25 protein-coding genes and 1 pseudogene are annotated in these 23,819 nt (G+C 47.0%); 15 read left to right on the forward strand and 11 right to left on the reverse strand.

What is annotated here, in order from left to right; all coding sequences use genetic code 11:
* Positions 1–400: 400 nt before the first annotated feature.
* Genes CVV77_RS18725 through pucE form a run of 5 tightly spaced genes read left to right on the forward strand, consistent with a single transcriptional unit; the run spans position 401 to position 5,587 of the window.
* Positions 401–1,393, forward strand: a complete 993-nt coding sequence (locus tag CVV77_RS18725) for an XdhC family protein (protein WP_100276189.1) — start codon at positions 401–403, stop codon at positions 1,391–1,393.
* Positions 1,390–2,007: a xanthine dehydrogenase accessory protein PucB gene (gene pucB, locus CVV77_RS18730; protein ID WP_088112129.1), complete on the forward strand. Its 618-nt coding sequence runs from the start codon at positions 1,390–1,392 to the stop codon at positions 2,005–2,007. Before CVV77_RS18725 ends, pucB begins: the two co-directional genes overlap by 4 nt.
* On the forward strand, positions 2,004–2,837 hold the full coding sequence (gene pucC, locus CVV77_RS18735) for a xanthine dehydrogenase subunit C (RefSeq protein WP_088112130.1): 834 nt from the start codon (positions 2,004–2,006) through the stop codon (positions 2,835–2,837). The genes pucB and pucC overlap by 4 nt, the downstream gene beginning before the upstream one ends.
* Positions 2,838–5,075 carry a xanthine dehydrogenase subunit D gene (gene pucD, locus CVV77_RS18740; RefSeq protein WP_100276190.1) on the forward strand — a complete coding sequence of 746 codons (2,238 nt, stop codon included), beginning with the start codon at positions 2,838–2,840 and terminating at the stop codon, positions 5,073–5,075.
* Positions 5,066–5,587 (forward strand): xanthine dehydrogenase subunit E, encoded by a 522-nt coding sequence (gene pucE / locus CVV77_RS18745; RefSeq protein ID WP_019259394.1) that lies wholly within the window; start codon positions 5,066–5,068, stop codon positions 5,585–5,587. Before pucD ends, pucE begins: the two co-directional genes overlap by 10 nt.
* Positions 5,588–6,271: 684 nt before the next feature.
* On the opposite strand, the gene CVV77_RS18750 is transcribed toward pucE, so the two are convergent.
* Positions 6,272–6,388, reverse strand: a complete 117-nt coding sequence (locus CVV77_RS18750) for a YjcZ family sporulation protein (RefSeq protein WP_100276191.1) — start codon at positions 6,386–6,388, stop codon at positions 6,272–6,274.
* Between the two features lie 161 nt (positions 6,389–6,549).
* Here CVV77_RS18750 and CVV77_RS18755 point away from each other — a divergent pair, with 161 nt between their 5' ends.
* Together CVV77_RS18755 and CVV77_RS18760 are read left to right on the forward strand one after the other, a co-directional pair.
* Positions 6,550–6,687: a phage terminase small subunit-related protein gene (locus CVV77_RS18755; RefSeq protein WP_100276192.1), complete on the forward strand. Its 138-nt coding sequence runs from the start codon at positions 6,550–6,552 to the stop codon at positions 6,685–6,687.
* 123 nt (positions 6,688–6,810) lie between these two features.
* Positions 6,811–7,227: a hypothetical protein gene (locus tag CVV77_RS18760; protein WP_100276193.1), complete on the forward strand. Its 417-nt coding sequence runs from the start codon at positions 6,811–6,813 to the stop codon at positions 7,225–7,227.
* A 429-nt stretch (positions 7,228–7,656) separates the two neighbouring features.
* On the opposite strand, the gene CVV77_RS18765 is transcribed toward CVV77_RS18760, so the two are convergent.
* Both CVV77_RS18765 and CVV77_RS22725 read right to left on the reverse strand, forming a co-directional pair.
* A complete protein-coding gene (locus tag CVV77_RS18765; protein ID WP_019259390.1) occupies positions 7,657–7,755 on the reverse strand; it encodes a YjcZ family sporulation protein in 99 nt (32 codons plus the stop codon).
* A gap of 391 nt (positions 7,756–8,146) precedes the next feature.
* Positions 8,147–8,227, reverse strand: a pseudogene (locus CVV77_RS22725) (hypothetical protein); the annotation flags it as partial.
* A gap of 211 nt (positions 8,228–8,438) precedes the next feature.
* Here CVV77_RS22725 and CVV77_RS18775 point away from each other — a divergent pair.
* The gene (locus CVV77_RS18775; protein ID WP_084991243.1) at positions 8,439–8,723 is read left to right on the forward strand and encodes a hypothetical protein; all 285 of its coding nucleotides are present in this window, start codon (positions 8,439–8,441) and stop codon (positions 8,721–8,723) included.
* A gap of 166 nt (positions 8,724–8,889) precedes the next feature.
* Here the strand turns inward: CVV77_RS18775 and uraH are convergent, their stop codons facing one another.
* From uraH to pucR, 5 genes are all read right to left on the reverse strand, one after another.
* Positions 8,890–9,243 carry a hydroxyisourate hydrolase gene (gene uraH, locus CVV77_RS18780; RefSeq protein WP_084991245.1) on the reverse strand — a complete coding sequence of 118 codons (354 nt, stop codon included), beginning with the start codon at positions 9,241–9,243 and terminating at the stop codon, positions 8,890–8,892.
* A complete protein-coding gene (pucL, locus tag CVV77_RS18785; RefSeq protein ID WP_100276194.1) occupies positions 9,243–10,727 on the reverse strand; it encodes a factor-independent urate hydroxylase in 1,485 nt (494 codons plus the stop codon). Before pucL ends, uraH begins: the two co-directional genes overlap by 1 nt.
* Positions 10,728–10,739: 12 nt before the next feature.
* Positions 10,740–12,032: a nucleobase:cation symporter-2 family protein gene (locus CVV77_RS18790; RefSeq protein WP_100276195.1), complete on the reverse strand. Its 1,293-nt coding sequence runs from the start codon at positions 12,030–12,032 to the stop codon at positions 10,740–10,742.
* A gap of 6 nt (positions 12,033–12,038) precedes the next feature.
* Positions 12,039–13,373, reverse strand: coding sequence for a uric acid permease PucJ (pucJ, locus tag CVV77_RS18795; RefSeq protein WP_100276196.1), 1,335 nt, complete (start codon positions 13,371–13,373; stop codon positions 12,039–12,041).
* A 145-nt stretch (positions 13,374–13,518) separates the two neighbouring features.
* The gene (gene pucR / locus CVV77_RS18800) at positions 13,519–15,114 is read right to left on the reverse strand and encodes a purine catabolism transcriptional regulator PucR (RefSeq protein WP_100276197.1); all 1,596 of its coding nucleotides are present in this window, start codon (positions 15,112–15,114) and stop codon (positions 13,519–13,521) included.
* A 175-nt stretch (positions 15,115–15,289) separates the two neighbouring features.
* On the opposite strand from pucR, the gene CVV77_RS18805 reads away from it, so the two are divergent.
* Complete coding sequence (locus tag CVV77_RS18805; protein ID WP_100276198.1) at positions 15,290–16,633, forward strand: allantoinase; 1,344 nt, start codon at positions 15,290–15,292, stop codon at positions 16,631–16,633.
* Positions 16,634–16,647: 14 nt separating this feature from the next.
* Here the strand turns inward: CVV77_RS18805 and CVV77_RS22525 are convergent, their stop codons facing one another.
* Positions 16,648–16,959: a glycosyltransferase gene (locus CVV77_RS22525; protein WP_258460272.1), complete on the reverse strand. Its 312-nt coding sequence runs from the start codon at positions 16,957–16,959 to the stop codon at positions 16,648–16,650.
* Between the two features lie 6 nt (positions 16,960–16,965).
* Positions 16,966–17,916: a glycosyltransferase gene (locus CVV77_RS18810; RefSeq protein WP_250622101.1), complete on the reverse strand. Its 951-nt coding sequence runs from the start codon at positions 17,914–17,916 to the stop codon at positions 16,966–16,968.
* Between the two features lie 108 nt (positions 17,917–18,024).
* On the opposite strand from CVV77_RS18810, the gene CVV77_RS18815 reads away from it, so the two are divergent.
* The 6 genes from CVV77_RS18815 to yunB all read left to right on the forward strand — a co-directional run bounded on the left by CVV77_RS18815 (position 18,025) and on the right by yunB (position 22,712).
* On the forward strand, positions 18,025–18,372 hold the full coding sequence (locus CVV77_RS18815) for a YunG family protein (protein WP_084991257.1): 348 nt from the start codon (positions 18,025–18,027) through the stop codon (positions 18,370–18,372).
* 37 nt (positions 18,373–18,409) lie between these two features.
* Complete coding sequence (locus CVV77_RS18820; protein ID WP_029316899.1) at positions 18,410–19,258, forward strand: DUF72 domain-containing protein; 849 nt, start codon at positions 18,410–18,412, stop codon at positions 19,256–19,258.
* Positions 19,259–19,275: 17 nt separating this feature from the next.
* Positions 19,276–20,097: a sulfite exporter TauE/SafE family protein gene (locus tag CVV77_RS18825; protein WP_100276199.1), complete on the forward strand. Its 822-nt coding sequence runs from the start codon at positions 19,276–19,278 to the stop codon at positions 20,095–20,097.
* A 19-nt stretch (positions 20,098–20,116) separates the two neighbouring features.
* A complete protein-coding gene (locus CVV77_RS18830; RefSeq protein ID WP_084991261.1) occupies positions 20,117–21,505 on the forward strand; it encodes a bifunctional metallophosphatase/5'-nucleotidase in 1,389 nt (462 codons plus the stop codon).
* A 64-nt stretch (positions 21,506–21,569) separates the two neighbouring features.
* Positions 21,570–21,875 (forward strand): YunC family protein, encoded by a 306-nt coding sequence (locus tag CVV77_RS18835; protein WP_019259378.1) that lies wholly within the window; start codon positions 21,570–21,572, stop codon positions 21,873–21,875.
* Between the two features lie 69 nt (positions 21,876–21,944).
* Positions 21,945–22,712 carry a sporulation protein YunB gene (gene yunB, locus CVV77_RS18840; protein ID WP_100276200.1) on the forward strand — a complete coding sequence of 256 codons (768 nt, stop codon included), beginning with the start codon at positions 21,945–21,947 and terminating at the stop codon, positions 22,710–22,712.
* 27 nt (positions 22,713–22,739) lie between these two features.
* On the opposite strand, the gene lytH is transcribed toward yunB, so the two are convergent.
* Positions 22,740–23,720 (reverse strand): L-Ala--D-Glu endopeptidase, encoded by a 981-nt coding sequence (gene lytH / locus CVV77_RS18845; protein ID WP_019259376.1) that lies wholly within the window; start codon positions 23,718–23,720, stop codon positions 22,740–22,742.
* Positions 23,721–23,819: the final 99 nt, after the last annotated feature.

The raw sequence follows: 23,819 nt of genomic DNA on the forward strand, positions 1-23,819 counted from the left end.
GCGTGTCGACAAACCCTCGCATTCGTTGTCAAGGCTGCGCTTCGGTGCTCACGAATTTTAACATTCGCTGTGCTCCGATGCTCGCCTTTTCTAGACTTCAAGGGTTTTCAATCACGCTGAAAAGATGACAAAATCCTAAAACTATAAACCGTTTTAGGATTTTGTCAACAATCTAAGCTTGCGGGAACTCCGCAAGCTTTTTTAGTAATACGTTTTCGCTTTTTCTCCAATCTGTTTTTCTTCGTTTGACTCTTTTTACAAATCCTCTTTCCCTGTGTTGCATTTTCTGACGAAGCATGAGTCATTTTTCCTTCCATCATCTATTCTTTATACAAGTTACCTACAAAACCACGCTGAACTAGTTGTTTCTAACAGCGATTTTTGAGAGGAGGATGCAGCATTGGGAAATTTGCACATGATATTAGATGCGCTCCTGGAATATCAGGATGAGGCTGTGCTGGCGACAATTGTTCAAGTTGAGGGCTCCGCGTATCGAAAAGCAGGCGCCTCTATGCTCTTTAAGAAAAATGGCGAACGGGTCGGCTTGCTGAGCGGCGGATGTGTGGAAGAAGATTTATTCCAAAGAATTAGTGAGATGGCCGATCAGCTGACGTCAGCGCTGATTTCCTATGACATGCGGGCGGAGGACGATCTTTCCTGGGGCATGGGGGCCGGGTGCAACGGCATGATTCATATTCATGCGGAGCGAATCACTCAGGAAAGAAGACGGCACTATGAAATCGTGAGGGACTGCCTTCATTCAGGCAAAGCTGTAACAGCCGTTAAACAGATTCAATCCTCCCGTTATTTATTTCTGTCTGAGAACGGGCGTTTTGGGAACTGGCCGGACGCGCCTCTGCAGGACATTCAACGTATCGCTTCTACGCTTCATTTACCGCATTTTGATTCATCAACCAACATGTTTATTCAGCGAATTGAACCGAAGCCGCGTCTCATTCTGTTCGGAGCGGGACCGGATATTGTGCCGCTTGCCAATTTGGCGGCTGATACAGGGTTTTCTGTTATCGTGACAGATTGGCGTCCCGCTTATTGCACATCCTCCCTTTTTCCAAAAGCGGATCAGCTGATCACCGCTTTTCCAGAACATATGCTCAATGAATTTCAGTTTTTTCCGCAGGATGCAGCTGTTGTGGCAACCCACCATTTTCAGCATGATCAAGCGATCGTCGACTGCTTATTTTCTCAACATCTTCATTATATCGGATTGTTGGGTTCGGCAAACCGTACCAAACGGCTGCTGAACGGAAAACAGCCGCCGGCTCACTTTTACAGTCCGGTCGGGCTGAAAATCGGTGCGGAAGGCCCTGAGGAAATTGCCGTCAGCGTTGTCGCGGAAATCATTCAAACAAGAAAACGGCTGGCGGTTGTATGAGAAGCCCCTATATTATCGGAGTGTTTCTCGCTGCCGGCAAAAGCAAAAGAATGGGCCAAAACAAGCTGGCTTTGCCGCTAAAAGGAGAAACCATCGGATCGCTTTCTTTGAAAACAGCTCTTCTGTCCCGCCTAGATCATGTGCTGATTGTCGAGAGAACAGAACATGCTTCCCTTGAGTGGATGGGAGCGCCTTATCACGCTCCGCCTTTTCGAAAACGCTGGACCCTGCACGTTTGTCAAGACGCAGAAAAGGGTCAAGGACATTCAGTCAGCAGCGGGGTGAGAAAAGCAGAAAGCATGGGAGCTGAAGGCGTTGTCATTTTGTTAGCCGACCAGCCGCAGCTTTCCGTCAATCATCTCAATGCCCTTGTGGCAATCGCTCCTGAGTCATTTGCCGTGTCATCATTTTTAGGCGCGTTCACCCCGCCAATCTATTTCTCATCGGCTTGTTTTCCTTATGTAAAGGAGTTAAAGGGAGATGAGGGGGCTCGCAGGCTCCTGAAAAGCGGACAGCTTGGAACAGGAGCGGTTTTGGAGGCGAAGGAAAGCGCGGAGTTGAAAGATATTGATACACCGGAGGAATACGACATGGTAAGGAGGGCGATGGTTTGAACGGCCAAGTGACAAAAGCAAGGATGAATATTCAATTATGGAGGCCGGCAGCGCTTGATGAGGCCTATTCGCTTTTGGAGCAGCATGCCCCGGATGTGTGTGCCGCATCGGGAAGCACGCTGCTTCAGCTTCAGTGGGACAAAGGGGTTCTTCCGAAACAGCATCTCGTCAGTCTTGAAGGAATTGAAGAGATGAGAGGGATCAGCGCCAGTGACACCCACCTCTCGATCGGGGCACTCACAACGCTGAGTGAATGCAGAAAGAACCCTTTGATTAAGAGTGCGCTCGGTTGTTTCAGCGACGCTGCTTCCGCTGTCGCCGCACCCGGAATTCGCAGCCGGGCCACGATTGGCGGCAACATAGCGAGTAAAATCGGGGATTTGATTCCCCTCCTGCTTGTGCTAGATGCTGAGCTTATCGTATATCAAAAGGAGCTGATCAGGCTGCAGCTTGGCGATTGGCTCATAGATGAAGACTTTGGAAATGCCATCGTCACGCGTGTCAACATTCCGCACGCAAAGGGAGAGCGTGTGTTTTACCGCAAGCTTGGGAGGCGCCAGGCTTTTACAGGAGCTGTTGCTGTTGCAGCTGGACGTTTTTTAAAAGACGGCGGCATTCGCCTCGCCGCTGGCCATGCTGATATCACACCGGAAAGATTAGTGGAAAGCGAAGCGAAGTGGATGGTGTCAGGGTGGGATCCTCACGAGCTGTACGAAACACTTATCAATGAGCTGCCGTTTTCAGCAGATGCTTTTATGTCAGCGCCATACAGAAAAAAAGCCGTGGCCAACGTCATTATGGCAGAGCTGATGGCTGAGGGAGGGGAATAAATGATCGTCAACAAACCGTCAAGAGTGAGGCCGGATGGAAGAAGAAAGGTCACAGGGGAACTGAAATATATGACCGATCTCAGCTTTCCAGGAATGCTGTATGGCAAAGTGCTAAGAAGCGCTTATCCTCATGCGGAGATCGTGTCGATTTGCACCATGAAAGCGGAAGAAATGGAAGGTGTGCGGGCAGTCGTTACTCATATAGACGTTCCCGGCTTAAACCGCTTTGGCATTGTCATCCCTGATCAGCCGGTTTTATGTGAGGACAGGGTGCGGTATGTCGGGGATGCGATCGCCGCAGTTGCTGCGGAAACGGAGGAAATCGCGGAAGCGGCGCTGGAGTTGATTCGCGTTGAATATAAAGAACTGGAGATCATTGATTCACCGGAAAAAGCGCTTCGGCCTGACGCGCATAGACTGCACGAGGACGGGAACATCCTTCACCGTGCGTTTTTTTCACACGGCGATGTGGAAGAAGGGTTTCGAGCATGTGACATAGTCCTCGAAGAAACCTACGGGCTGCCGCGTCAGATGCATACGTATATGGAAACAGAAGGAGGCGTAGCTGTTCCGGAAGACGATGGGGGCTTTACGATCTATGCAGGAACGCAGCACGGCTATAAAGACCGTTTCCAGCTTTCCCGTGTGTTTGACATGTCTGAAGAGAAAATCAGAGTTGTGTCGAGTCCGATGGGCGGCTCGTTCGGCGGAAAGGATGAGCTGAATATCCAGCCGTATGCCGCGCTTTTGGCCTTGAAAAGCGGACTTCCTGTCAAAATTCATCAGACCAGAAAGGAATCTGTACGCTCGGGCATTAAGCGCCACCCGATGAAGATTACAATCAAAACAGGTGCAGATCAGGCAGGAAAAATTTTGGCTCATGATGTGAAAATTGTGGCGGACACAGGTGCTTACGCTACGCTTGGACCGGCTGTTCTTGATTTTTCTGTCGAGCATGCTGCGGGTCCGTACCGTATTCCAAATATCCGGACGGAAGGGATTTCTGTGTTTACGAACAACGGGGTTGCGGGAGAATTCCGGGGCTTTGGCGGCAATCAAATCACATTTGCACTCGAAACCCATCTTGATCGTCTCAGTGATATGCTCGGCATCGATCCGTTGGAGCTGAGAAGAAAAAATATCAGAAAACCGCATGACTTGGGGCCGCTTGAGCATCGGATTGCACCGACTGACGGAGCGGCGCAGGTGTTGAATGCCATTTCTGAATCTCCCATTCTCACAAGAAAACGCAAGAACTCCGGGTATATACGGAGAGGCACGGGAGCGGCAATTACGATGCACGGCGGCGGGCTGGGTTATGGCCGAATGGATACGGCAGGAGGCCGTTTGTCCCTTTCGAGTGATGGCAAAATCACAGCTTCGTTCGGATTTGAAGAATGCGGACAGGGGATTCTAGCGGCGATTGAACATATTGTCATGGATGAGCTGGGCTGTGCGGCAGAGGATATATCCATTGTCATTGGGGATACCGCAAAAGTGCCGAAGTCAGGCTCCTCCACAGCATCCCGCGGCACAAGCATGGTGTGGCACGCGATCCAGCGTTTGAAGAAGCCGTTTCTATCTCAACTAAAAAAACGGGTGGCAGAATGGAGCGGCTGTTCAGCGGAAAACCTTATTTTCGGTGCAGCGGGCTTGCGTGATCAAAACACAAAGGAACTCGTGGCGACGTATAGAGAGCTGGCTGAAAAAGGCCCTTTGGCAGCGGAAACGGCATTCGACTTTCCGACAACACCTGATCCTGTAGTCGGCGGCCATTTTCTCTACTCATTTGGAGCGGCTGCTGTTGAGGTGGAGGTTGATCTATTAACAGGCGATGTCAGAGTGATAGATTGTGAGCACGCCATTGCGGCAGGTCCGGTTGTCAGTCCGCAGGGCTATCGGGGGCAAATTGAAGGCGGCGCTGCTATGGCACTCGGCTATACGCTGATGGAGGAAGCTAAAATGACGGACGGCCGTTACGCGGCGGAAAATCTCGACCAGTATGTCATTCCCGGTGTGAAGGATGTTCCCGATATGAAGCTGACCGCGATAGAAGAGCTGTTGGAAGGGGATTTCTACGGCCCGCGAGGTGTTGGCGAAATCGGAACGATCGCCATCACCCCAGCGATTGTAAAGGCTGTACATGATGCGGTCGGCTGCTGGATAAATAAGCTGCCAATTTCAAGAGAAGAGCTTCTAACCGCGATAGACAGAAAGGGGCTGAAGCAATGGACGTAAAAGAAGCCGGGCCATTTCCTGTAAAAAAGGAAAAATTCCGAATGACTGTGAATGGGCAGGAGTGTGAGGTTGCAGCCGTTCCCACGGCACGTCTGATTGACCTGCTGCGAACAGAATTTCAACTGACCGGGACAAAGGTGTCCTGCGGAATCGGCCGTTGCGGAGCATGTTCCATCTTAATTGACGAAAAGCTGGCCAATGCATGTATGACCATGGCTTATCAAGTGGACGGCCATTCCATTACAACCATCGAGGGAGTTCAAAAAGAAGAACTGGATATCTGCCAAACTGCTTTCCTGGAAGAAGGCGGCTTTCAATGCGGCTACTGCACCCCAGGAATGATAATGGCGCTTAAAGCACTCTTTGAGGAAAAAACGCATCCGTCTGATGAAGACATAGAAGAAGGGCTGGCGGGGAATTTGTGCCGGTGTACCGGGTATGGAGGGATTATGCGGTCTGCATGCAGGATTAGAAAAGAGCTGAACGATGGAAAAAGGGAGTCCGGTTTTTAAAAGCGGGCTTATTAGTTTTCGAAATTGTAATATAATGAAAGAGCAGCCGGATGCTCCATCGCTGGTGCCCTTGCTGAAGCACTGTGGACGAGTAAACTATCATTAGTTAATTGCGTCAACCATTAATATGCCTTGGAGAAATGCATAAACGAGGTGTTAATTACTAAATGAATCGTATATTAGTTTCAATTGCTATAATCATATTCATAATTGAATATTTTATAGCTCCACTCACACATTTAGACACAGGAAAGTACGGTACGTTTATTGGTTTGATTTTATTAAGTATTGTGGTTCTAAGATTAGATGATGTGAAAAGGAAAAAAGGGCAGGGATAAACCTGTTCTTTTTTTGTTTTTGAGTTAATAAAACCTAGAAAAGAATAAGAAATATTCGTATGGTGAAGTGATTGCCTGTGAGACCGCAGCTGCTACGAAGCATCTTATGTTTATCATTTGTTTAGAATGTGGTTGGGAACCAGTTTAACAGAAAACCAAACACATATACTTTTCATATTGCTTCAAATCGTCTTCAAAACCTTCTAAAGCGGAGGATCTTTTTTTATGTCTCAAAAACGATGTTTATATTTCCTTAGTTCAGAAACTTTGTCAGCAAATCACATAGCAAAACGCCATAAAAATTTCTTATGGCGTCTAGACCGAACAGGGAGGTGCTTATAACATACTAAATTGGAACGCCTTCTGGATAGCCTCCAAAGAAAGATGCTCCAACAATGATTAATAGAATGAATAGCACCACGATCAAAGTGAAGGAGCTGCCATATCCATTTGAGTAACCCATATTGCCACCTCCTTTAATGAGGATAGTATAGGATATGGCAAACGATCATTTTCGACATAGATTGAAGTCTAAATAAGAAAAAATGAATATTTTGTTTAAAGTCTTAATAGAAAATCATAATCAAAACCTATTAAAACAAACTCAAAAATGGGTGGTGAAATGTGACAAGAGCGGGAGGAACCGAGAAGTTAAAAGACACTACCGAAGAATTAGGCGTAACAAGCAGCACTGTTCGCAAATGGAAAGTAAACAATAAATGGGAAGAAAGCTCATTAATACAGGATTACACTGTAAAATAATCATGATCGATATCTTTAGTTTCCCTTTTGTGTAAAAAATATGAAATTATTACCTTGTGGAAGTATTTGTAAATTAGGGCGAGTAATAATACAAAGACTTTAATTTTAAGGAGGAGATTTAATATGAAAAAGTTATTAGTATCAATGTGTTTTGTTTTGATGTTAATCTTTACTGCTATGGGAAGTGCATCAGCCTATGAATTTAAAGGTATACTTCCTCTTAATGACAAAGTAAGTGGATCTTTTGCTGATGCCGCTGCTGCTAAAGAAGGAGATGAGTGGCAATTCCATCCGGGATCAGCTACAAAAGTAAAATTTTATTTGTCCAAAAGTAGTAACACAACCGCGTTAAAAGTTAGTATTTACAAAGAAGATATCAATACTGGAAAAGTAACTCTTGTGAATTCTTATGATTCCTCAGAATTATCGAAGCACACTATTGCAGTCAGTAAAAGCTATACTTATAGTATAAGGGTTGCTGGATATAGCACTGCAAAAACTGGTGGATCATACACATTGGAAAATTCTGTAATAGAATGAATAAAAGGGAGCATGGCTCCCTTTTTTTATTCTAAGAATCCAAACGTATTTAGATTTTTGACAAATTCAAAGGGAAGAATGAGTGTATGACTTTTAAGAAGATGATATGTCTTATTCTGAGTTTGTCATTCGTTTTAGTATGTAGTTTCGTAACCAACTTAACAGAAAACCAAACTCAAAACGCATTTCATATTGCTTCAGATCGTCTTCAAACCTGAAGAACGATTACTCCTAAAATCCCTTCTATACGGAGGGTCTTTTTTATGTCTTCAGAAACGATTGAATCGAATACGATGTTTATATATCCCTGGTTCAAAAAATATGTCAGATATGATTAGTTAATCACGTAGCATAACGCCATAAAAACTTCTTATGGCGTCAGCCGAACTAGGAGGTGCTACTACGGCGGAGGTTAGGCAAGAGTAAAAATTAGTAACTACCAAAGAAAGAAGTACCAACAATGATTAATAAAATGAATAGCACCACGATTAAAGCGAAGGAGCTACCATAACCATTTGAATAACCCATATTGCCACCTCCTTTAGTGAGGATAGTATAAGATATGGCAAACGATAATTTTCGACATAGATTTAAGTCTAAATAAGAAAAAATGAATATTTTGTCTAAAGGCTTAATAGAAATGCATAATTAAAAACTATTAAAAACAAAATCAAGATAAATGGAACAGAATCTGAAAGGTAACGTTACTAACCCGTTGGTGCACCTAAAAGGAATAAAAACGCAAAAAGGAAATAAAGGGAGCAAAAGAGAGTAAGCATTCGCCGGGCAACCAAAACGCTAAAGGGAATTGAAGCGGTGCTGCTCCAAAAGGAAATCAAGTGTACGTACAGGTGATTATGAATCAATCTTATTTAATTTCATGGGCGATAAAGAAAAAGATCTATTGGTCTTCGGGAGCGGGAAGCCGAAAGGCGGAGCGGGGTTTATCCCTGCTCTTTTGGTCATGTTCCATGAATAAGGTGTCTTGCTGCAGGATTTCGAGCCAGCGACTTTATTTCCTTCAATGCTATTACCCTGGGCTATCCCTGCCTCTACGAGTATGATTGGGAAGAAATTATGGGACGAAACATGACACCCATAGGCGGGGATTTCGGGAGAAAGTTTTTTAAAAGTTATTTTCACACAATCGTAATAAATGGAATATAAAGTAAGCGAAAGGCGAATTCATTATAAGAAAGAGGTAATTTTTTATGTATCCAAATTATTATTACCCATATACGGGTGAAAGTCGTGCTTTTGAAGGTTTGGTCGGTACGTTTATATCGATTCCCGGTAATCTAACTTTGCCTAATGGTCAAGTGCTGGCTGCAGGCACAAGGGTGTTTATACACAGATCCAGCTTTACTCAAGCTGGCCAAGAACTTGTTACAATCGTCTTTCCTTTAGGAGTTGGCGGTAATTGTGTTGCTGGTTCTGCCCAAGTTTCAGCTTCTCAACTAGGAGGCCCACAAGGAGGAGTTCAGTTTTTTAGATAAATCTATATATTAAATGAAAAGTCTTATCTTTTAGGATGATGCTTTTTTGAAACTCGGAGATCATGTTAGGTGGATATAAAAAGTTTTCCCAGAAGTTTTTTTAGGTTCCAACTTAACCCCTGAACATCATCTAAGCCCGCCTCACCGGCGGGCTTCCTCCTTTTTCTTAACTCCCCCTATACACCTGATAACCAAACGGCGACAGCAAAAGCGGGATATGATAATCAGTATCTGGGTCTGCAAGCTGAAAACGGACGGTGATAATGGTTAAAAACGGCTGGCCGGCTGTACTCGCTTTTTTTCTTGCAAAATAGTCTCCTGCATGGAACTCCATCACATATTCCCCGGACACCAGCTCTTCACCAGCCAGCAGCGGAGCATGGACTCGGCCGTCATCGTTGGTGAATGCCTCTTTGACAAGGCTGCTGCTGCCTTCGCCCAGCCGCTTCAATTCAATTTTTACGTTCGCTGCGGGTTTGCCGCAGGTTAAATCCAAGATATGGGTTGTCAGCTTTCCCATTATGCCTTCAGGCTCCCTAATGCTTCAGCGGCTTTCTGTTTTTCTTTCTCGGCGTCCTCTCTTGTCACGGTAAAGCGCTGGAAACCAAATGGCGGGCGCGGTTCGGTGTAGACTTTACCTTTTGAGCCTGGGATCTCTTCGACGACCGTATCCCATGTGTGATTTTGAGATTGGAAGCTGACATCGGTGAGCTGCGGGAATCTCATTAATATTTTGCAGCCGATATGATAGATTAAGTTTTGGATTGAAGGGGTTTCGAGCTCGTGAAAAACGGTGCTCGCTAAGTCTCGGACTTGTTCAGCCGCAACATAGCGGGCGGGATCGGCAGCATATGCGTCATTTGTGTTTTCATAATGCCAGCTGATGTTTAAATGGACAAACAGCGGGCGGTTGCCGTCTTCCGGGAGTGTTGTATATTTGTCCCGGATAAAGCCGACGAAGGAGTTGCCGCTTATCTTGACGAGCTGAAGATCCATGATTTCGCTGTATTGCTCTTTGATCGTTATTGTATCCCCGGTTCGTTCCGCTTTTAGAACAGACCGGGCGCGTTCATTGCGCGATCTTCTGAAGACGAGGTGGCTGGTACCGAGCTCTTGCTCCTCGTATGCAGGCATCGCTTCAAACGAAATGTCTTCGCCGGTCAGAGTGATCGTGTCCATATGAGAATAGGTATCTAAAAATCGGTGAGCCACATAGTGTAAGAATCCCTCGGCTGTTGTCCCTTCATAGGAAGCGAGATGGCGCTGAATAAAGTTTTTCATTGAGTCTGTAGCTACGACGAGTGTATTATCTCCATCTGTAAATGATGGCAAAAAGGCATCCCCGCCAATTTCACATGTCACATCAACGCCGACAACGGTATTGGCTCTCCCTGTAAAAGATGACTCTGGGATTTGCTTTACTCCTATGAGCGGCTTTAAAAACGTTCGGTATGCAAATACATTGCCTTTGCCGTAAGACATGGTTCTATTCATTTGCGTCTCTCCTTTTTCAGTTATGATGTCCGCCAGACGAAAGCGGGCGATGCGGTAAATTTCTTCAAGAGCCTGCTGGAACTCCGTTTCCCATTCGTTCTTCAGCCTTGCCAGCAGGGCTTCATGAATATCCTGTTTCGTCTTTCCCTTTACCGCTAAAATGAAAGGAAAGCCGAAGCGTTCATAATAGTGTTCATTCAGCTTGAGAAATTCCTCGTATTCCTGCTGTTCAAGCGTGCTGAGACCCGCGTTTTGCTGCTCTCTTACCGAGGAAGCGCTCATTGTTTTCTTTGTTCCGAGACGAGGGTGCTTATTGATTAAACCAAGCTGTGTCTGGCGATCAGCGGCTTTTACAATGCCGGCCATTTTGTGGTGAAGGTCGGAAAGGGAAGAAAATGGCCGCAATGTCGCGGCTTTCTCCGCAATCCATGAAGAGTGTTCAAAAATAGATCCAAGCGTGTCTGTCAGTGTTTGTGCGTCCATTTGATTCAGGTCATCCATTGTGAACATTGGCATCTTCCTTTACGTTTTCATTTCAGCGCCATCCGGCTGCTTGGTTTGAAAAAAAGCGTGCAGTGCAATTGCCGTCAAACTGCCGATCACAATTCCGCTTCCTGCCAAAACTGAGGCCGCACCCGGAAGAGACGAAAACAAAGCGGGAACTGTTGTGGCGCCGAGCCCTAAGCTGACGGAAGAGGCGATGATCAGCAGATTGCCTTGCGAATCGAAGTCAACGCTGGAGAGCATTTTGATCCCGTAAGAAATGACCATGCCGAACATGACAATCATCGCGCCGCCGAGAACTGGGTTTGGAATCACTGTTGTCAATGCTGCGGCTTTTGGAACCAGCCCGATCGCCATGAGCATAATTCCTGTGATCGTGATGACGTTGACACTTTTCATTTTTGAAAGCTGAACGATGCCGACATTTTGCGAGAAGGCGGTATAGGGAAACGCGTTAAATAAGCCGCCCAGCACAATCGCAAGACCTTCCGCCCGGTAGCCCTTTTCCAGATCCCTCTTCGACAGTCTGCGGTTTGTGATATCAGCGAGCGCAAAGTAAACACCTGTCGATTCAACAAGGCTGACAATGGCAACGAGGAGCATCGTGACAACAGCCGGCAGCTCGAAGGTCGGCGGGCCGAAATAAAACAGAGACGGAACATGAAGCCAGGATGCCTCTATGACGTCAGAAAAATCGACTTTTCCCATGAAGAATGCGGCCGCCGTTCCGGCGACAAGGCCGAGCAAAATCGCAATGGAGCGGATAAAGCCTTTAAAGAAATAAAACATCAATAAGATAAAAGCTGTGACCCCAAACCCGAGGAGCACGTTGTCCAGTGTGCCAAAGTCTTTGCTTCCTTCACCCCCGGCCATGTTATTCATTGCTGTTGGAATCAGGCTGATGCCGATGATCATGACGACTGAACCGGTCACGACAGGCGGAAAAAAACGGACAAGCTTTCCGAAAAAGCCCGCAGCTAAGACGACAATCAGCCCTGCGGCGATAATGGCACCATATATCGCTGAGACACCATATGTGCTGCCAATGGAAATCATCGGGCCGACTGCGGTAAACGTACATCCGAGCACAACGGGGAGGCCGATGCCGAAGTACCGGTTTTTCCACAGCTGCAAAAGAGTCGCCGTCCCGCACATGAACAAATCGATCGCAATTAAATACGTCAGCTGCCCTGCATTCAGCCCGATCGCCGCTCCAACGATCAGCGGAACGAGAATCGCTCCCGCATACATGGCAAGCATATGCTGAAGTCCGAGCATCATTAGCTGAAAGGAATTGTACTGTTCCTTCATGTCTTTTTACACCTCTTTTTCTAATGCAAGTGTATGGTCTAATACCGGAAGTTCTGGTTTCTGCGCTGTTGTTTCTTTTTTGCCGCGCAAGCTGAAAAATAGATTCAAAAAGATGGCGGTCAGGCTTCCGGTGATGGTGCCGTCACTGACCAGAATCCGGATTGGAGCAGGGAATTCAGCGAAAATCCCGGGCACCGTGCTGGCGCCGATGCCGAGTGCGATTGAGCATGCGATGGTCAGGAGGTGATATTGATTTGTGAGATCCGCTGTGCTGAGCATTTTGACGCCGGACGCTATCACCATGCCGAACATGACAACGGTCGCGCCTCCAAGCACAGCTGCAGGAACAGCTGAAGCAAGGGCGGCAATCTTCGGAATCAGTCCGAGACAGACAAGGATACAGCCTGCGGTAACGACGACATTTCTCGTTTTCACTTTCGTCAGCTGCAATAAGCCGGCGTTTTGCGCAAAGGTGTTGTAGGGAAAGGCGTTGAAGAGCCCGCCGATGAGAATGGCGATTCCCTCCGCCCGATAGCCTTTGACAAGATCTTTTTCGGTTAGAGGTCTGCCGCATATCTTTCCGATCGCGTAGAAAACGCCGGTTGATTCTACAATAATGACGATTCCAACGATCAGCATCGTTAAGATCGGGCCGATTTCAAATGAAGGGGCTCCGAAGTAAAATGGCTTCGGAATTTGAAAGAACGGGGCTTCGGCGACAGCAGAAAAGCTGACTTTGCCCATGATGGCTGCTGCCGCTGTCCCGGCAGCGATTCCGATCAGAACGGACAGCGTTCGGGCAACCCCTTTGAGAAAGCGGTTGAGGACTAGGATCAGTATAAGGACGCCGACAGAGAGAAGAAGGTTTTCGAGCGAACCGTATTCGGGATTGGCGCTGCCGCCAGCCATATTTTTCACACCTGTCGGAACAAGAGAAAGGCCGATCAAGGTTACAACGGTTCCTGTTACGACAGGAGGGAATAACACGGTCAGCTTGCCGAAAAAACGCGCAAACAAAAAGATAAACACACCAGCCGCGATGATTGAACCGTAAATGGCGTGAATGCCGTAATTGGCTCCGATTGCAATCATCGGGGTAACGGCTACGAATGAACTGCCAAGCATGACGGGAAGCCCGATGCCGATGTACGCTCCGCGCAAGGTTTGCAAAAGCGTCGCGACGCCGCACGTTAACAGGTCAATCGCCAATAGGTAAGACAGCTGTTCAGATGTTACATTCAGCGCCCTGCCTACAAGCAGGGGCACCAAAATCGCACCTGCATACATAGCCAGCACATGCTGAAGGCCAAGAGTAAATACCGCAAACGATCTTTGTTTCACTATAGCCCCTCCTTTTAATGTGAACTTTAGTAACATGATAGCGTGCCGATTGTCGGGTGTCATTGGATACAGTAGCCGAAAAAGACAGGTGTTATTGCTGAAAGTGACGAAAAACGATTCGGTTTGTAAGAGAATGTAACAAACATTAGCTGATCAGCCGCTGCATCCGTAAGGCAAGCCGTAAACGCATCGTCGTCTCAGGATCTTTTAAGCTTTTGCCAAGCAGCTCCTCACATTTTTCAAGGCGGTAGATGACGGTATTGCGATGAACGTACAGACGCTTTGCCGTCTCGGAAATTTGGCAGTGTGTCTCTAAATAGACGGACAGTGTATGAAGGAGGCTTTGATCCTCCTGCTGTTTTTCAGCGAGGCTTTGAAGCGTGGAGTTGTAAAATTTCTTCAAATCCTCAACCGGGAGCAGGCGAAGAAGCTCAGGGACATCTTTGGCGTGATACACTTGAATAAACTCCGTGCTTCTTGACAAATGCCCCGATTGCAGAGCATCAGAAGCCTCTGTGAACGCGTCGGGAACATCAATGAGCTTTTGGCATATATTGCTGATCCCAAAGGACACGGTCCGTTTAAATTGGGCCCTCACCTGTGATTGGAACTGCTCTAAAAAGCTGATCACCGAGGCGTGCATTTCACTCCAGCTGTCTGTTGCTTCGATCAGAATAATGCCGACGTTTCCTTTAATAAAGAGGTGGGGCGGAAACGGGAAGGCCGAGAATTCGCCTTCAAGAAATTCGAATACGCTGTCTGAGGCGAGCTGATTTTCTGTAAAGCTGATCGATTCGTCATTACGGTCAAGTTTTCCGGCAATGCACATGTATTTTTGATCCCAGCGCAGCTTGAATTCTTTCGCCCGGTTTTTAATTTCATCATCTGAAGAAAATGACCGCTCAATAAAATTGCTGAAAAACTCATTGCGCGCCCGCCGGCTGAATTGCTTCAGCGCATTTTCCTTCAGCAGTTCAAAGGAAATCACGTTGGCCGCTTGTTCAATCGTGAGAATCAACCCTTTGTCGCCGGCCTGCACCATGTCCGGTATCAGCAGGTAGCCGCAGTTTTTTTCGTGATTATAAATAGGAAGGACAGAATACGTTTTTTGATCCGAGATTGTAGAGAAACAAGTGAAAAACGGCCCGGATACAGTATTCAGGGTGCCTTTCAGCTTTTCGGTCTCAACTGAAATCTGATGGGACGCAGAGAGCATTTTGGCATGCTGGTCAAGAAGCAGCACGGGAAGCTGAAGGAGGTCTGACACCTTTTTGAGGAGAGATTGCAGCCCCTTGCCGCTCATAATGTGGTTTGTGAATTTTTTGTGCGCGTAAATGGCTTGCTGCAGCTCGTTAGAACGCATATCGAGAATGTGGCTGAGTGTTGCATTCACAATATCGCCAAGGCGGATGTGTTCCGGGAGCTCGATGATCGGAAACGCGTATGAATCGGCCAGTTCGATGATTTCTTTCGGGATATCCTCCAGATAGCGTTTTGTTTTAATGCCGAGGCCCGCGCAGCCGCGTTTTGCCATTTGCCGAATCAGTTCAGATAACTGGTGAGGGGTATCCTTCAGGTGGTACGCGGTAGTGACGAGCAATTCGTTCTTATGCAGAAAGTCTGCGATATCCGGAGCGTCCATCATATTGACATGCTGCACCTCTCTTTCTCCTCCTGCTTTTCCCGCGACTAAATTGGCGTTTTCATAAGCCGGTATTTTCATCACATCAAAAATATTCATAGAGCATTCTCCTTTTCTATAAAAAACATTGGTTAAGATGAATAATTTTCAATAGGAATTCTAGCGGTTTTGCTGATGTAATACGATCATAGTAGCAGTAAACTGTTGAAAATAGAACTGATTGTGTTACATAAACTGACATGAAAAATCGTTATCCTTACATGGAGGGATCAATATGGCTTACGATTTGGTGATAAAAGGTGCGAAGACAGTTACGCCAGATGGCGTTAAAAATGCTGATATTGCAGTTCAAAACGGTGTCATTGCCGAGATTGGTTCAGACATTGAAGCAAGCGGGGCAGCAATGATCCAGGCAGATGGAAAATACGTGTTTCCCGGTGCGATAGACTGCCATGTTCATTTCAATGAACCGGGCAGAGAGGATTGGGAGGGGATTGAAACAGGTTCGCAGATGATGGCAGCAGGCGGCTGCACCACTTATTTTGATATGCCGCTCAATTGCATTCCATCAACTGTGACGGCAGAACATCTTCTCGCAAAAGCTGAACTTGGCAGGCAAAAATCAGTCGTGGATTTTGCGCTATGGGGCGGCCTTGTGCCTGGCCATATCGAGGACATCCGCCCAATGGCTGAAGCGGGAGCGATCGGGTTTAAAGCGTTTTTATCAAAATCAGGCACAGACGAGTTCCGCTCTGTTGACGAAAGGACCTTGCTCAAAGGCATGACAGAAATCGCCGCTGCAGGAAAAATCCTCGCTCTTCATGCCGAGAGCGACGCAATCACAAGCTATTTGCAGATGGTCTTGGCCAATAAAGGAAAAGTGGATGCGGATGCGTACGCCGCCTCCCGCCCGGAGGAAGCCGAAGCTGAAGCGGTGTATCGCACGATTCAGTATGCGAAGGTGACAGGCTGTCCGGTCCATTTTGTCCATATCAGCACGGCGAAAGCGGTCCGGCTGATCAGAGAGGCGAAACAGGAAGGGCTTGATGTTTCGGTCGAAACATGCCCGCATTATGTCTTGTTCAGCCATGACGATTTACGAGAAAAGGGCTCTGTCGCAAAATGCGCGCCTCCGCTCCGGTCGCAGCGATCAATGGAGGCGTTGATCGAGGCGCTCATTGCGGGGCACATTGACATGGTCTCCTCTGATCATTCCCCTTGCCGTCCGTCCTTGAAGCGGGAGGACAATCTGTTTTTATCATGGGGCGGAATCAGCGGCGGGCAGTTCACTTTATTAGGAATGCTGGAACTGGCGCTTGAGCATCAGATTCCGTTTGAAACCATCGCAGAATGGACAGCGGCGGCCCCTGCAAAACGATTCGGCCTTCAGCAAAAAGGACGGCTTGAAGCGGGGTGTGATGCCGATTTTGTGCTCGTCAGCATGGAGCCGTACACTGTCACAAAAGAATCGATGTTTGCAAAGCATAAGCAAAGCATTTACGAAGGGCATACATTTCCCTGCGGCATTTCGGCTACATACAGCAGAGGCCGGTGTGTGTACAGTGGCAGTGACAAAACAGAAAGAGCAATTGAGGGAGCGCTGATCGTTCCATCGTAAAAAACCCGGCAGATTTATTTTGCCGGGTTTTTCTCCTCTAGTTTTTCTTCAATAAAATCCGCAGTATGTCTTACTCCATCTTCTTTATCAATAAGAGAGGCAGCTTCAGATGCACGTTGAGAATAAGTGTTGTTTGATATCAGTTCATTGATTCTGGAAACGAAGGCTGCAACTGTCATATCTCTTTCTTTCAGAGGGGCAGCAGCCACTCCGATGTCTCGCGTTTTTCTTGCCCAAAAAGGCTGATCCCCAGAGAACGGGCATATCACCATAGGTTTGCCGGCCTTCAATGCTGCGGCCGTAGTCCCAGCCCCTCCATGATGAATGACAGCTCATGATTGAGGGAAAATCCATCCGTGAGGAATGGAGCCAGCTGTATAAATATGAGGTGAATCTGTCATCTGTTTGATTCCGCTCGAGCCCGTCAGCAAAATGGCACGCTGTCCGGTTTCTTTGAATGCTTGCTGAAGCATGTTCAGAATGTGATCCGGGTTTTGTAATGGCATACTGCTAAAGCTAACGGTAAAAGGAGGCGGCCCCGCTTCTAAAAAATGCAATAGCTCAGGTGGAGGGTTCCAGTCATCTTCGGCTAAAAACCAGAATCCCTGCATTGAAACATGGCCTTTCCATTGTTGGTCAAAGGGAATGATGGAAGGACTGCACCCATACAGAACAGGAATAAGCTTTCCATTCAGTACGGAATCATCTTTAAAAACAGAACGTTTATCGGGCAGGCTGAGTGTCTCATGTCTCCACTTATTAATCAGCGAAAAAAACGCTGCGGTCAATAATCGATTGATTTTAAAACTGGCCTTGTTAAGCGTTCCGCTCTGCAATGAGAACGGAAAGACCGGATTAGTAAAATGACGGGTGGGAGCTACAATAGGAACCGGATGGGCGATAAAGGCAGGAATGTGCAGGGCTTCGGCAATATCATATCCGCCAAATACTTTAGGGTGATAAATGATTGCATCAGCATCTTTAGAGGCCGCCCATATATCCTCTAACATTTGTTCCATCATCGGATAAATGACTGTTTTCATTTGGCTGACAATTGATAGCGGGTTCCCTTTCAGCATGTTTTTTCCTTCTTCTGATTGCGTCAAATGTGTGTAATCCGTTCCGATGGGTGAAAAGGAGAGTTTGTTATTCTCCGCCAGATCTTTGAACGAGCCTTCAGTGCAAATCGTCACATAATGTCCGCGTCTGGATAATTCTTTTCCTAATGCGATAAAGGGCTGTACATCGCCCCTCGTACCAATCGTAAGCAGGTTAATTTTCATGATTCGCCTCCAGGTGTCATTCATTACCACTAATTTATCATACAAAGGATCTGATCAGTTTTTAAAATGCAATCAACGTGGTATCTTTTTTTTAAGGAGGCGGTGGAAATGGAACATGTCAAATACATACTCAAGCAATCATGGTCGCGCCATACGAGCTCTAAATGGACGGAAGAATGCCCGTCATGCGGCCAATGCGGTGTGACGGCATTGGTGATTCAGGATCATTTCGGCGGCGCCATTTTCAAAACAAAAGTCGGTGAAAGCTGGCATTTTTACAACAGCATCAATGGTGTGATGTTCGATTTTACGAGTGAGCAGTTTCAGGCGCCTATTGATTATCAGCATATTCCTTCCTCAAGAGAAGAGGCGTTTTTAGATACGAATGAGGAACAATATCAGCATCTTCGTTCTGCATTTTCCCGCCATATGAACAGCATTTCCGAGGAAACCTGAAAACACGTGTGATAAACTGGAAGAGAGGTGAATGAGTGTGATTTATATCGGACTGACGGGATGGGGGGATCATGACAGCATCTATCCGCCGAAAACGGCCAGCCAGAAAAAATTGCAGGCCTATTCCTCCCATTTTCCGATCGTTGAATTAGACGCGAGCTTTTACGCGATTCAGCCGGCGCGCAATAATGAAAAGTGGGTGAAGGAAACGCCGGAAACCTTCCAATTTATCGTGAAAGCGTATCAGGGCATGACGGGGCATCAGCGCGGCGAAATTCCCTTTGACTCAAAAGAGGAGATGTTTGAAGCGTTTAAGGTGTCTTTAACGCCATATTTACATAGCAATAAGCTTGCCATGGTGCTGTTTCAATTTCCGCCGTGGTTTGACTGCAAGAAGGAGAATGTCGCCTATTTGAGGTGGTGCAAGCATCAAATGGGAGATATCCCTTGTGCGCTTGAATTCAGAAACCGCTCCTGGTTCTCGCCGCCATTTTATGAGCAGACACTTTCATTTATGAAAGCGGAAGGCTGGATTCACAGTGTTTGTGATGAACCGCAAATCGGAGAAGGCAGCGTTCCGACTGTTTTGCGCGCCACCGATGAAAACAAAACGCTCGTCAGGTTTCACGGACGCAACAAGCAGGGCTGGATGAAGCCTGATGGCGGGAAAAACTGGCGGGAGGTCAGGTACTTATACCGCTACAACCAACAGGAGCTGGAGGATTGGAAAAAGCACCTGGATGAATTGCAGCAGCAATGTAAGGATGTTTTTGTCCTGTTCAATAACAATTCCGGCGGAGACGCCGCGGATAACGGCAAGCAAATGCTTGAGCTGCTTGATATCGAGTACAGCGGACTTGCTCCGAGACAGCTCGATTTATTTTAGAAAAGAGGTTTTCATTGATGTCGTTTGTGATTTTGGCCGTACTGGGATTAATCGCAGGTACGGTGGGAAGTCTGATTGGGCTTGGCGGCGGAATTGTCATCGTGCCGTCTCTGATGTTTTTAAGCACAGTGACGCCGCTGTTTCAGGATGTGACGCCGCAGGTCGCGATTGGAACTTCGCTTTTGGTCATTATTTTTACGGGTCTTTCTTCAACTTTGGCTTATATTAAATATAAAACCGTTGATTATAAGAGCGGTCTCATTTTCTTTATTGGCTCAGGTCCCGGCAGCATTATCGGGGCTTACGTGTCAAAGCTGTTCAATTCAAACTCGTTTTCCGTATGGTTTGGCATTTTTATGATTCTTATTTCATTATCCTTAATGCTGAAAGCGAAAGCCCGGCCGATCAACAAAGCGCACAAAGGGATTATTCGGACATTTCAGGATGATGCCGGTGAGCCTTATACGTACTCATATCAGGCTCCTATTGGCATTGCGATTGCCTTTGTTGTCGGCTTTTTAGGCGGGCTTTTCGGAATAGGCGGCGGTTCGCTGATGGTTCCGGCGATGATGCTGTTATTCCTGTTCCCGCCAAAGGTGGCGGTGGCAACGTCCATGTTTATTATTTTCCTGTCCTCTATGACAGGGTCTGTTTCACATGTTATTTCCGGGCACGTCAATTGGCTGTATGCCCTAGCGCTGGTGCCCGGCGCTTGGTTCGGCGGAAAGCTTGGCGCCGCCATCAATAGGAAAATGCAGACGGAAACGATCGTTATGATCATGCGGATCGTACTGATCTTGATCGGCTGCCAGCTCATTTATGAAGGCATTTTCAGCTGAACGATTAGGGAGAGATAATATGAAGGAGAAGCTCCGCTTATATCATACAAATGATTTGCACAGCCATTTTGAAAACTGGCCGAAAATTGTAGATTATATCGAGCAGAAAAGAAAAGAGCATCAGTCAGACAGCGAAGAGACGCTCGTTTTTGATATTGGCGATCATCTTGATCGTTTTCAATTCGTGACAGAGGCGACATTCGGAAAAGCGAATGTTGATCTCTTAAACCGTCTTCACATTGATGGAGCGGCGATCGGCAATAACGAAGGGATTACGCTTCCGCATGAAGAGCTTGCCGCACTATATGATCATGCTGAATTTCCCGTTATCGTCTCCAACCTGTATGACAAAACAGGAAACCGTCCGTCCTGGGCGGTTCCTTACCATATCAAATCATTGAAAAACGGTATGTCCATTGCTTTCTTAGGCGTAACTGTGCCTTATTACCCCGTTTATGACAAGCTGGGATGGACAGTAACCGATGCTCTTGAAAGCATAAAGGAAACCATTCAGGAAGTGAAAGGGCAGGCTGATATCGTCGTTTTGCTGTCGCATTTAGGCATTCTTGATGATCAGGCAGTGGCTGAAGCGGTACCTGAGATTGATGTGATCCTCGAATCGCACACCCATCATTTGCTTGAAGATGGACAAGTAGTAAACGGTGTATTGCTTGCCAGCGCAGAGAAATACGGGCATTATGTCGGCTGTGTAGAAATCACGGTGGACAGTGTACAGCGAAGCATCATCAGCAAAACAGCGTCTGTGCAGAACATGGCGGAATGGCCAGGAGAATCCGCCGAAACTAAAGCGTTTCTTAATGAGAAAGAACGTGAAGCCGAGGAGAAGCTGTCCGATGCCGTTGCGGAGCTTGCACAAGATGCTGAGGTGAAGTGGTTTGAAGAATCAGAGCTGCCTTTGCTTCTGGCGTACGCGTTAAAGGAATGGTGCGGGACGGACATCAGTATGGTGAATTCCGGTGTCATTCTCGGTCCGCTGAAAGCGGGTCCAGTGACGAAGCTGGATCTGCACCGCATCTGTCCTCACCCGATCAACCCGGTGGCTGTCCGCCTGACGGGAGAAGAACTCAAAGAGACCATTGTCCATGCCGCTTCAGAACAAATGGAGCAGCTCCGGATCAAAGGGCTCGGCTTCCGCGGAGAAGTGATGGGAAAAATGGTGTACGCTGGTGTTGATGTAGAAACGAAACGCCTGGATGACGGAATCACGCATGTCACACGGATCACGCTGAACGGGGAAGAGATTGAAAAACATAAACAATACTCCGTTGCGGTTCTCGACATGTTTACGCTCGGCAGGATGTTTCCGATCATCCGCGACGCCGCAGAAAAAGAATATTTTATGCCTGAATTTTTGCGGGATCTGCTCGCTTGGAAGCTCGCGCAATAAGGGAGTCAGCCCACAACAAGCTGTGCCCTTCATCATAAAGTGATGAATGAAGGGAGTGGTTGACGTGGTAAATCTGACACCAATCATGATAGAAGGACAGCCTTTTACAGCTGTGACAGTGAAGCTTCCAAAAACGAATTTTATGGCCGTCACCAATGATCACGGATACATTATGTGCGGCGCGCTTGATGTGGCGCTGCTGAATGAAAAATTAAAGGAGCGGGGCATTGTGGCGGGGCGCGCAGTTGGTGTACGAACAATTGACCAGCTGTTAGACGCACCTTTAGAATCCGTCACGCATGCCGCGGAAGATCTCGGCATCCATGCCGGCATGAGCGGCAGAGAAGCGCTTTTAAAAATGGTGAAATAAAAATTTGGCCCGGCTATTACTATGTCCCCTCTTACAAGCATACATTGTGATATGTAAGGGGGGATTTTCTTGCCAAGATATCGCGGCCCTTTTCGCAAGAGAGGACCTTTGCCTTTCCGTTACGTGCTGCTCTTGTCAGTTGTCTTTTTTATCCTGTCAACAACAGTCAGCCTTTGGATGATCAATGGCTCGATTAAACCTGTTTTAATGAGCATCGGCGAGATGGAAACGAAGCGTGTGGCGACAGAGGTGATCCAAGATTCAATTGAGGATTATATGTCTGACAGTGAGAATATGAAAGATATGTTTCAAATGAATTCTGATGAAAACGGAAATTTAACGACAATCGATTTTAATACACAGGTTGTAAACAGTGTGAAAACAAAAGTGACAAAGCAGCTTCAGGCTCATCTGAAAGAGATGGAAACCCACACCGGACACAGCGGCGCCAGTGAAAATATTATGATCAACATTCCGCTGGGGCAGGTAACCGGCAACAGCCTCCTCGGAAACCTCGGCCCGAAAATCCCGGTCCGGTTCAATTTAATCGGTGACGCTTTTACAGATGTCAAAACCAAAATCAAGCCGTATGGCATAAATAATGCACTAATTGATATCAGCATCTTTGTTGAAATTAAAGTGAAGGTCATTATTCCGTTCGCAAGCAAAACCGCTGTCGTCACAAATAATGTGCCTGTATCGATTAAAGCAGTTCAGGGCGAAGTGCCGCAGTTTTATAACGGAAGCGGCGCCTCGGGTGTCACGCCTTCTGTCCAGCTTCCGAGCAGCAAAAAAGAGGACAGTGCCGAATCAAAAAATGAAAAAAGCAGCAAATAAGCCGCCTGTCGAAGAGGCGGCTTTTTGTTATTTCTTTTTTCTGTATTCATACCGCTCCCACGCTCTCAAATGCGGGTATGGATCAAACGACCATTCGGTTTTTCCGTTATCTTTGTACATGCCGTAGTGAAGATGCGGCGGGAATTTCCCAGCGGTTCCCGGCGGGCCGTATCCTGAGCTGCCGACTGATCCGATTACTTGGCCGGGCTCAACAATTTGTCCTGTTTTAATCCCTTTGGCAAACCCATTAAGATGGGCAAAATAATGATACGTATTGTTAATGTCTCTTATGCCGATTCTCCATCCTCCGAAGCGGTTCCAGCCCTTCATTTCAACTACGCCGTAACAGGTGGATCTGACAGGAAGGCCGTAATGGGCAAAGATATCCGTGCCTTCATGAATCCGTCTCCCCCCAAAGCCCCGGGCATCTCCCCACGTGCTGCGATAGCTGTAATCGGTTCTGATTGGAAGCGGAAACGCATGCTCGCCTAGATCAATATGGCCGTAGGCTTTAAACAGCTTCATGAATTCAGATATGATCCCAACTGTCTGATCACGCCGGTAATAATCCCAAAGCCCAATGCGGATGTTGTCCTCATCTGTGCCATACGACAGCAAGTATTGGCTGAACGTATACAAAATATCTTCATCATTGCTGACCTCGGCTTTTCCGTCTCCGTCACCATCCATTCCGATCCCGTCAAATACTTTAATGCTTAACGGCGCATCGTCTTTCGGATTCGGGTTTTCAGGCCCGCTCCAGATTTCATCCGGTATATAGATGCTGATGATTCCCGCTTTGTCAGGCAGATCTTTTCGGTTGCTCCGCACATTTTCCTCGTATTGATCTACAGCGGCGAGCGCATACCAAGGAATCTGCGTCACAGCCTCGACTTTATGATATAATTCCATCCGTTTCGACAGCACTGGATCTGAAAGCTCTTTTCCAGACGCATAAGGCTCAAGCGCAAACAAAAGGAGAAGAAGAGCGGTTAACAAAACTTTCACAAAATAATCTCCTTTCATATTGAATACACATAGTTTGCGGCAAGCCGGCTTAAAAATGTCAGTAATCATCTTCCCTTGTCGAGAAATTTTTCCTATGTT

Source organism: Bacillus sp. SN1 (assembly GCF_002796895.1).
GTDB classification, from domain to species: domain Bacteria; phylum Bacillota; class Bacilli; order Bacillales; family Bacillaceae; genus Bacillus; species Bacillus inaquosorum.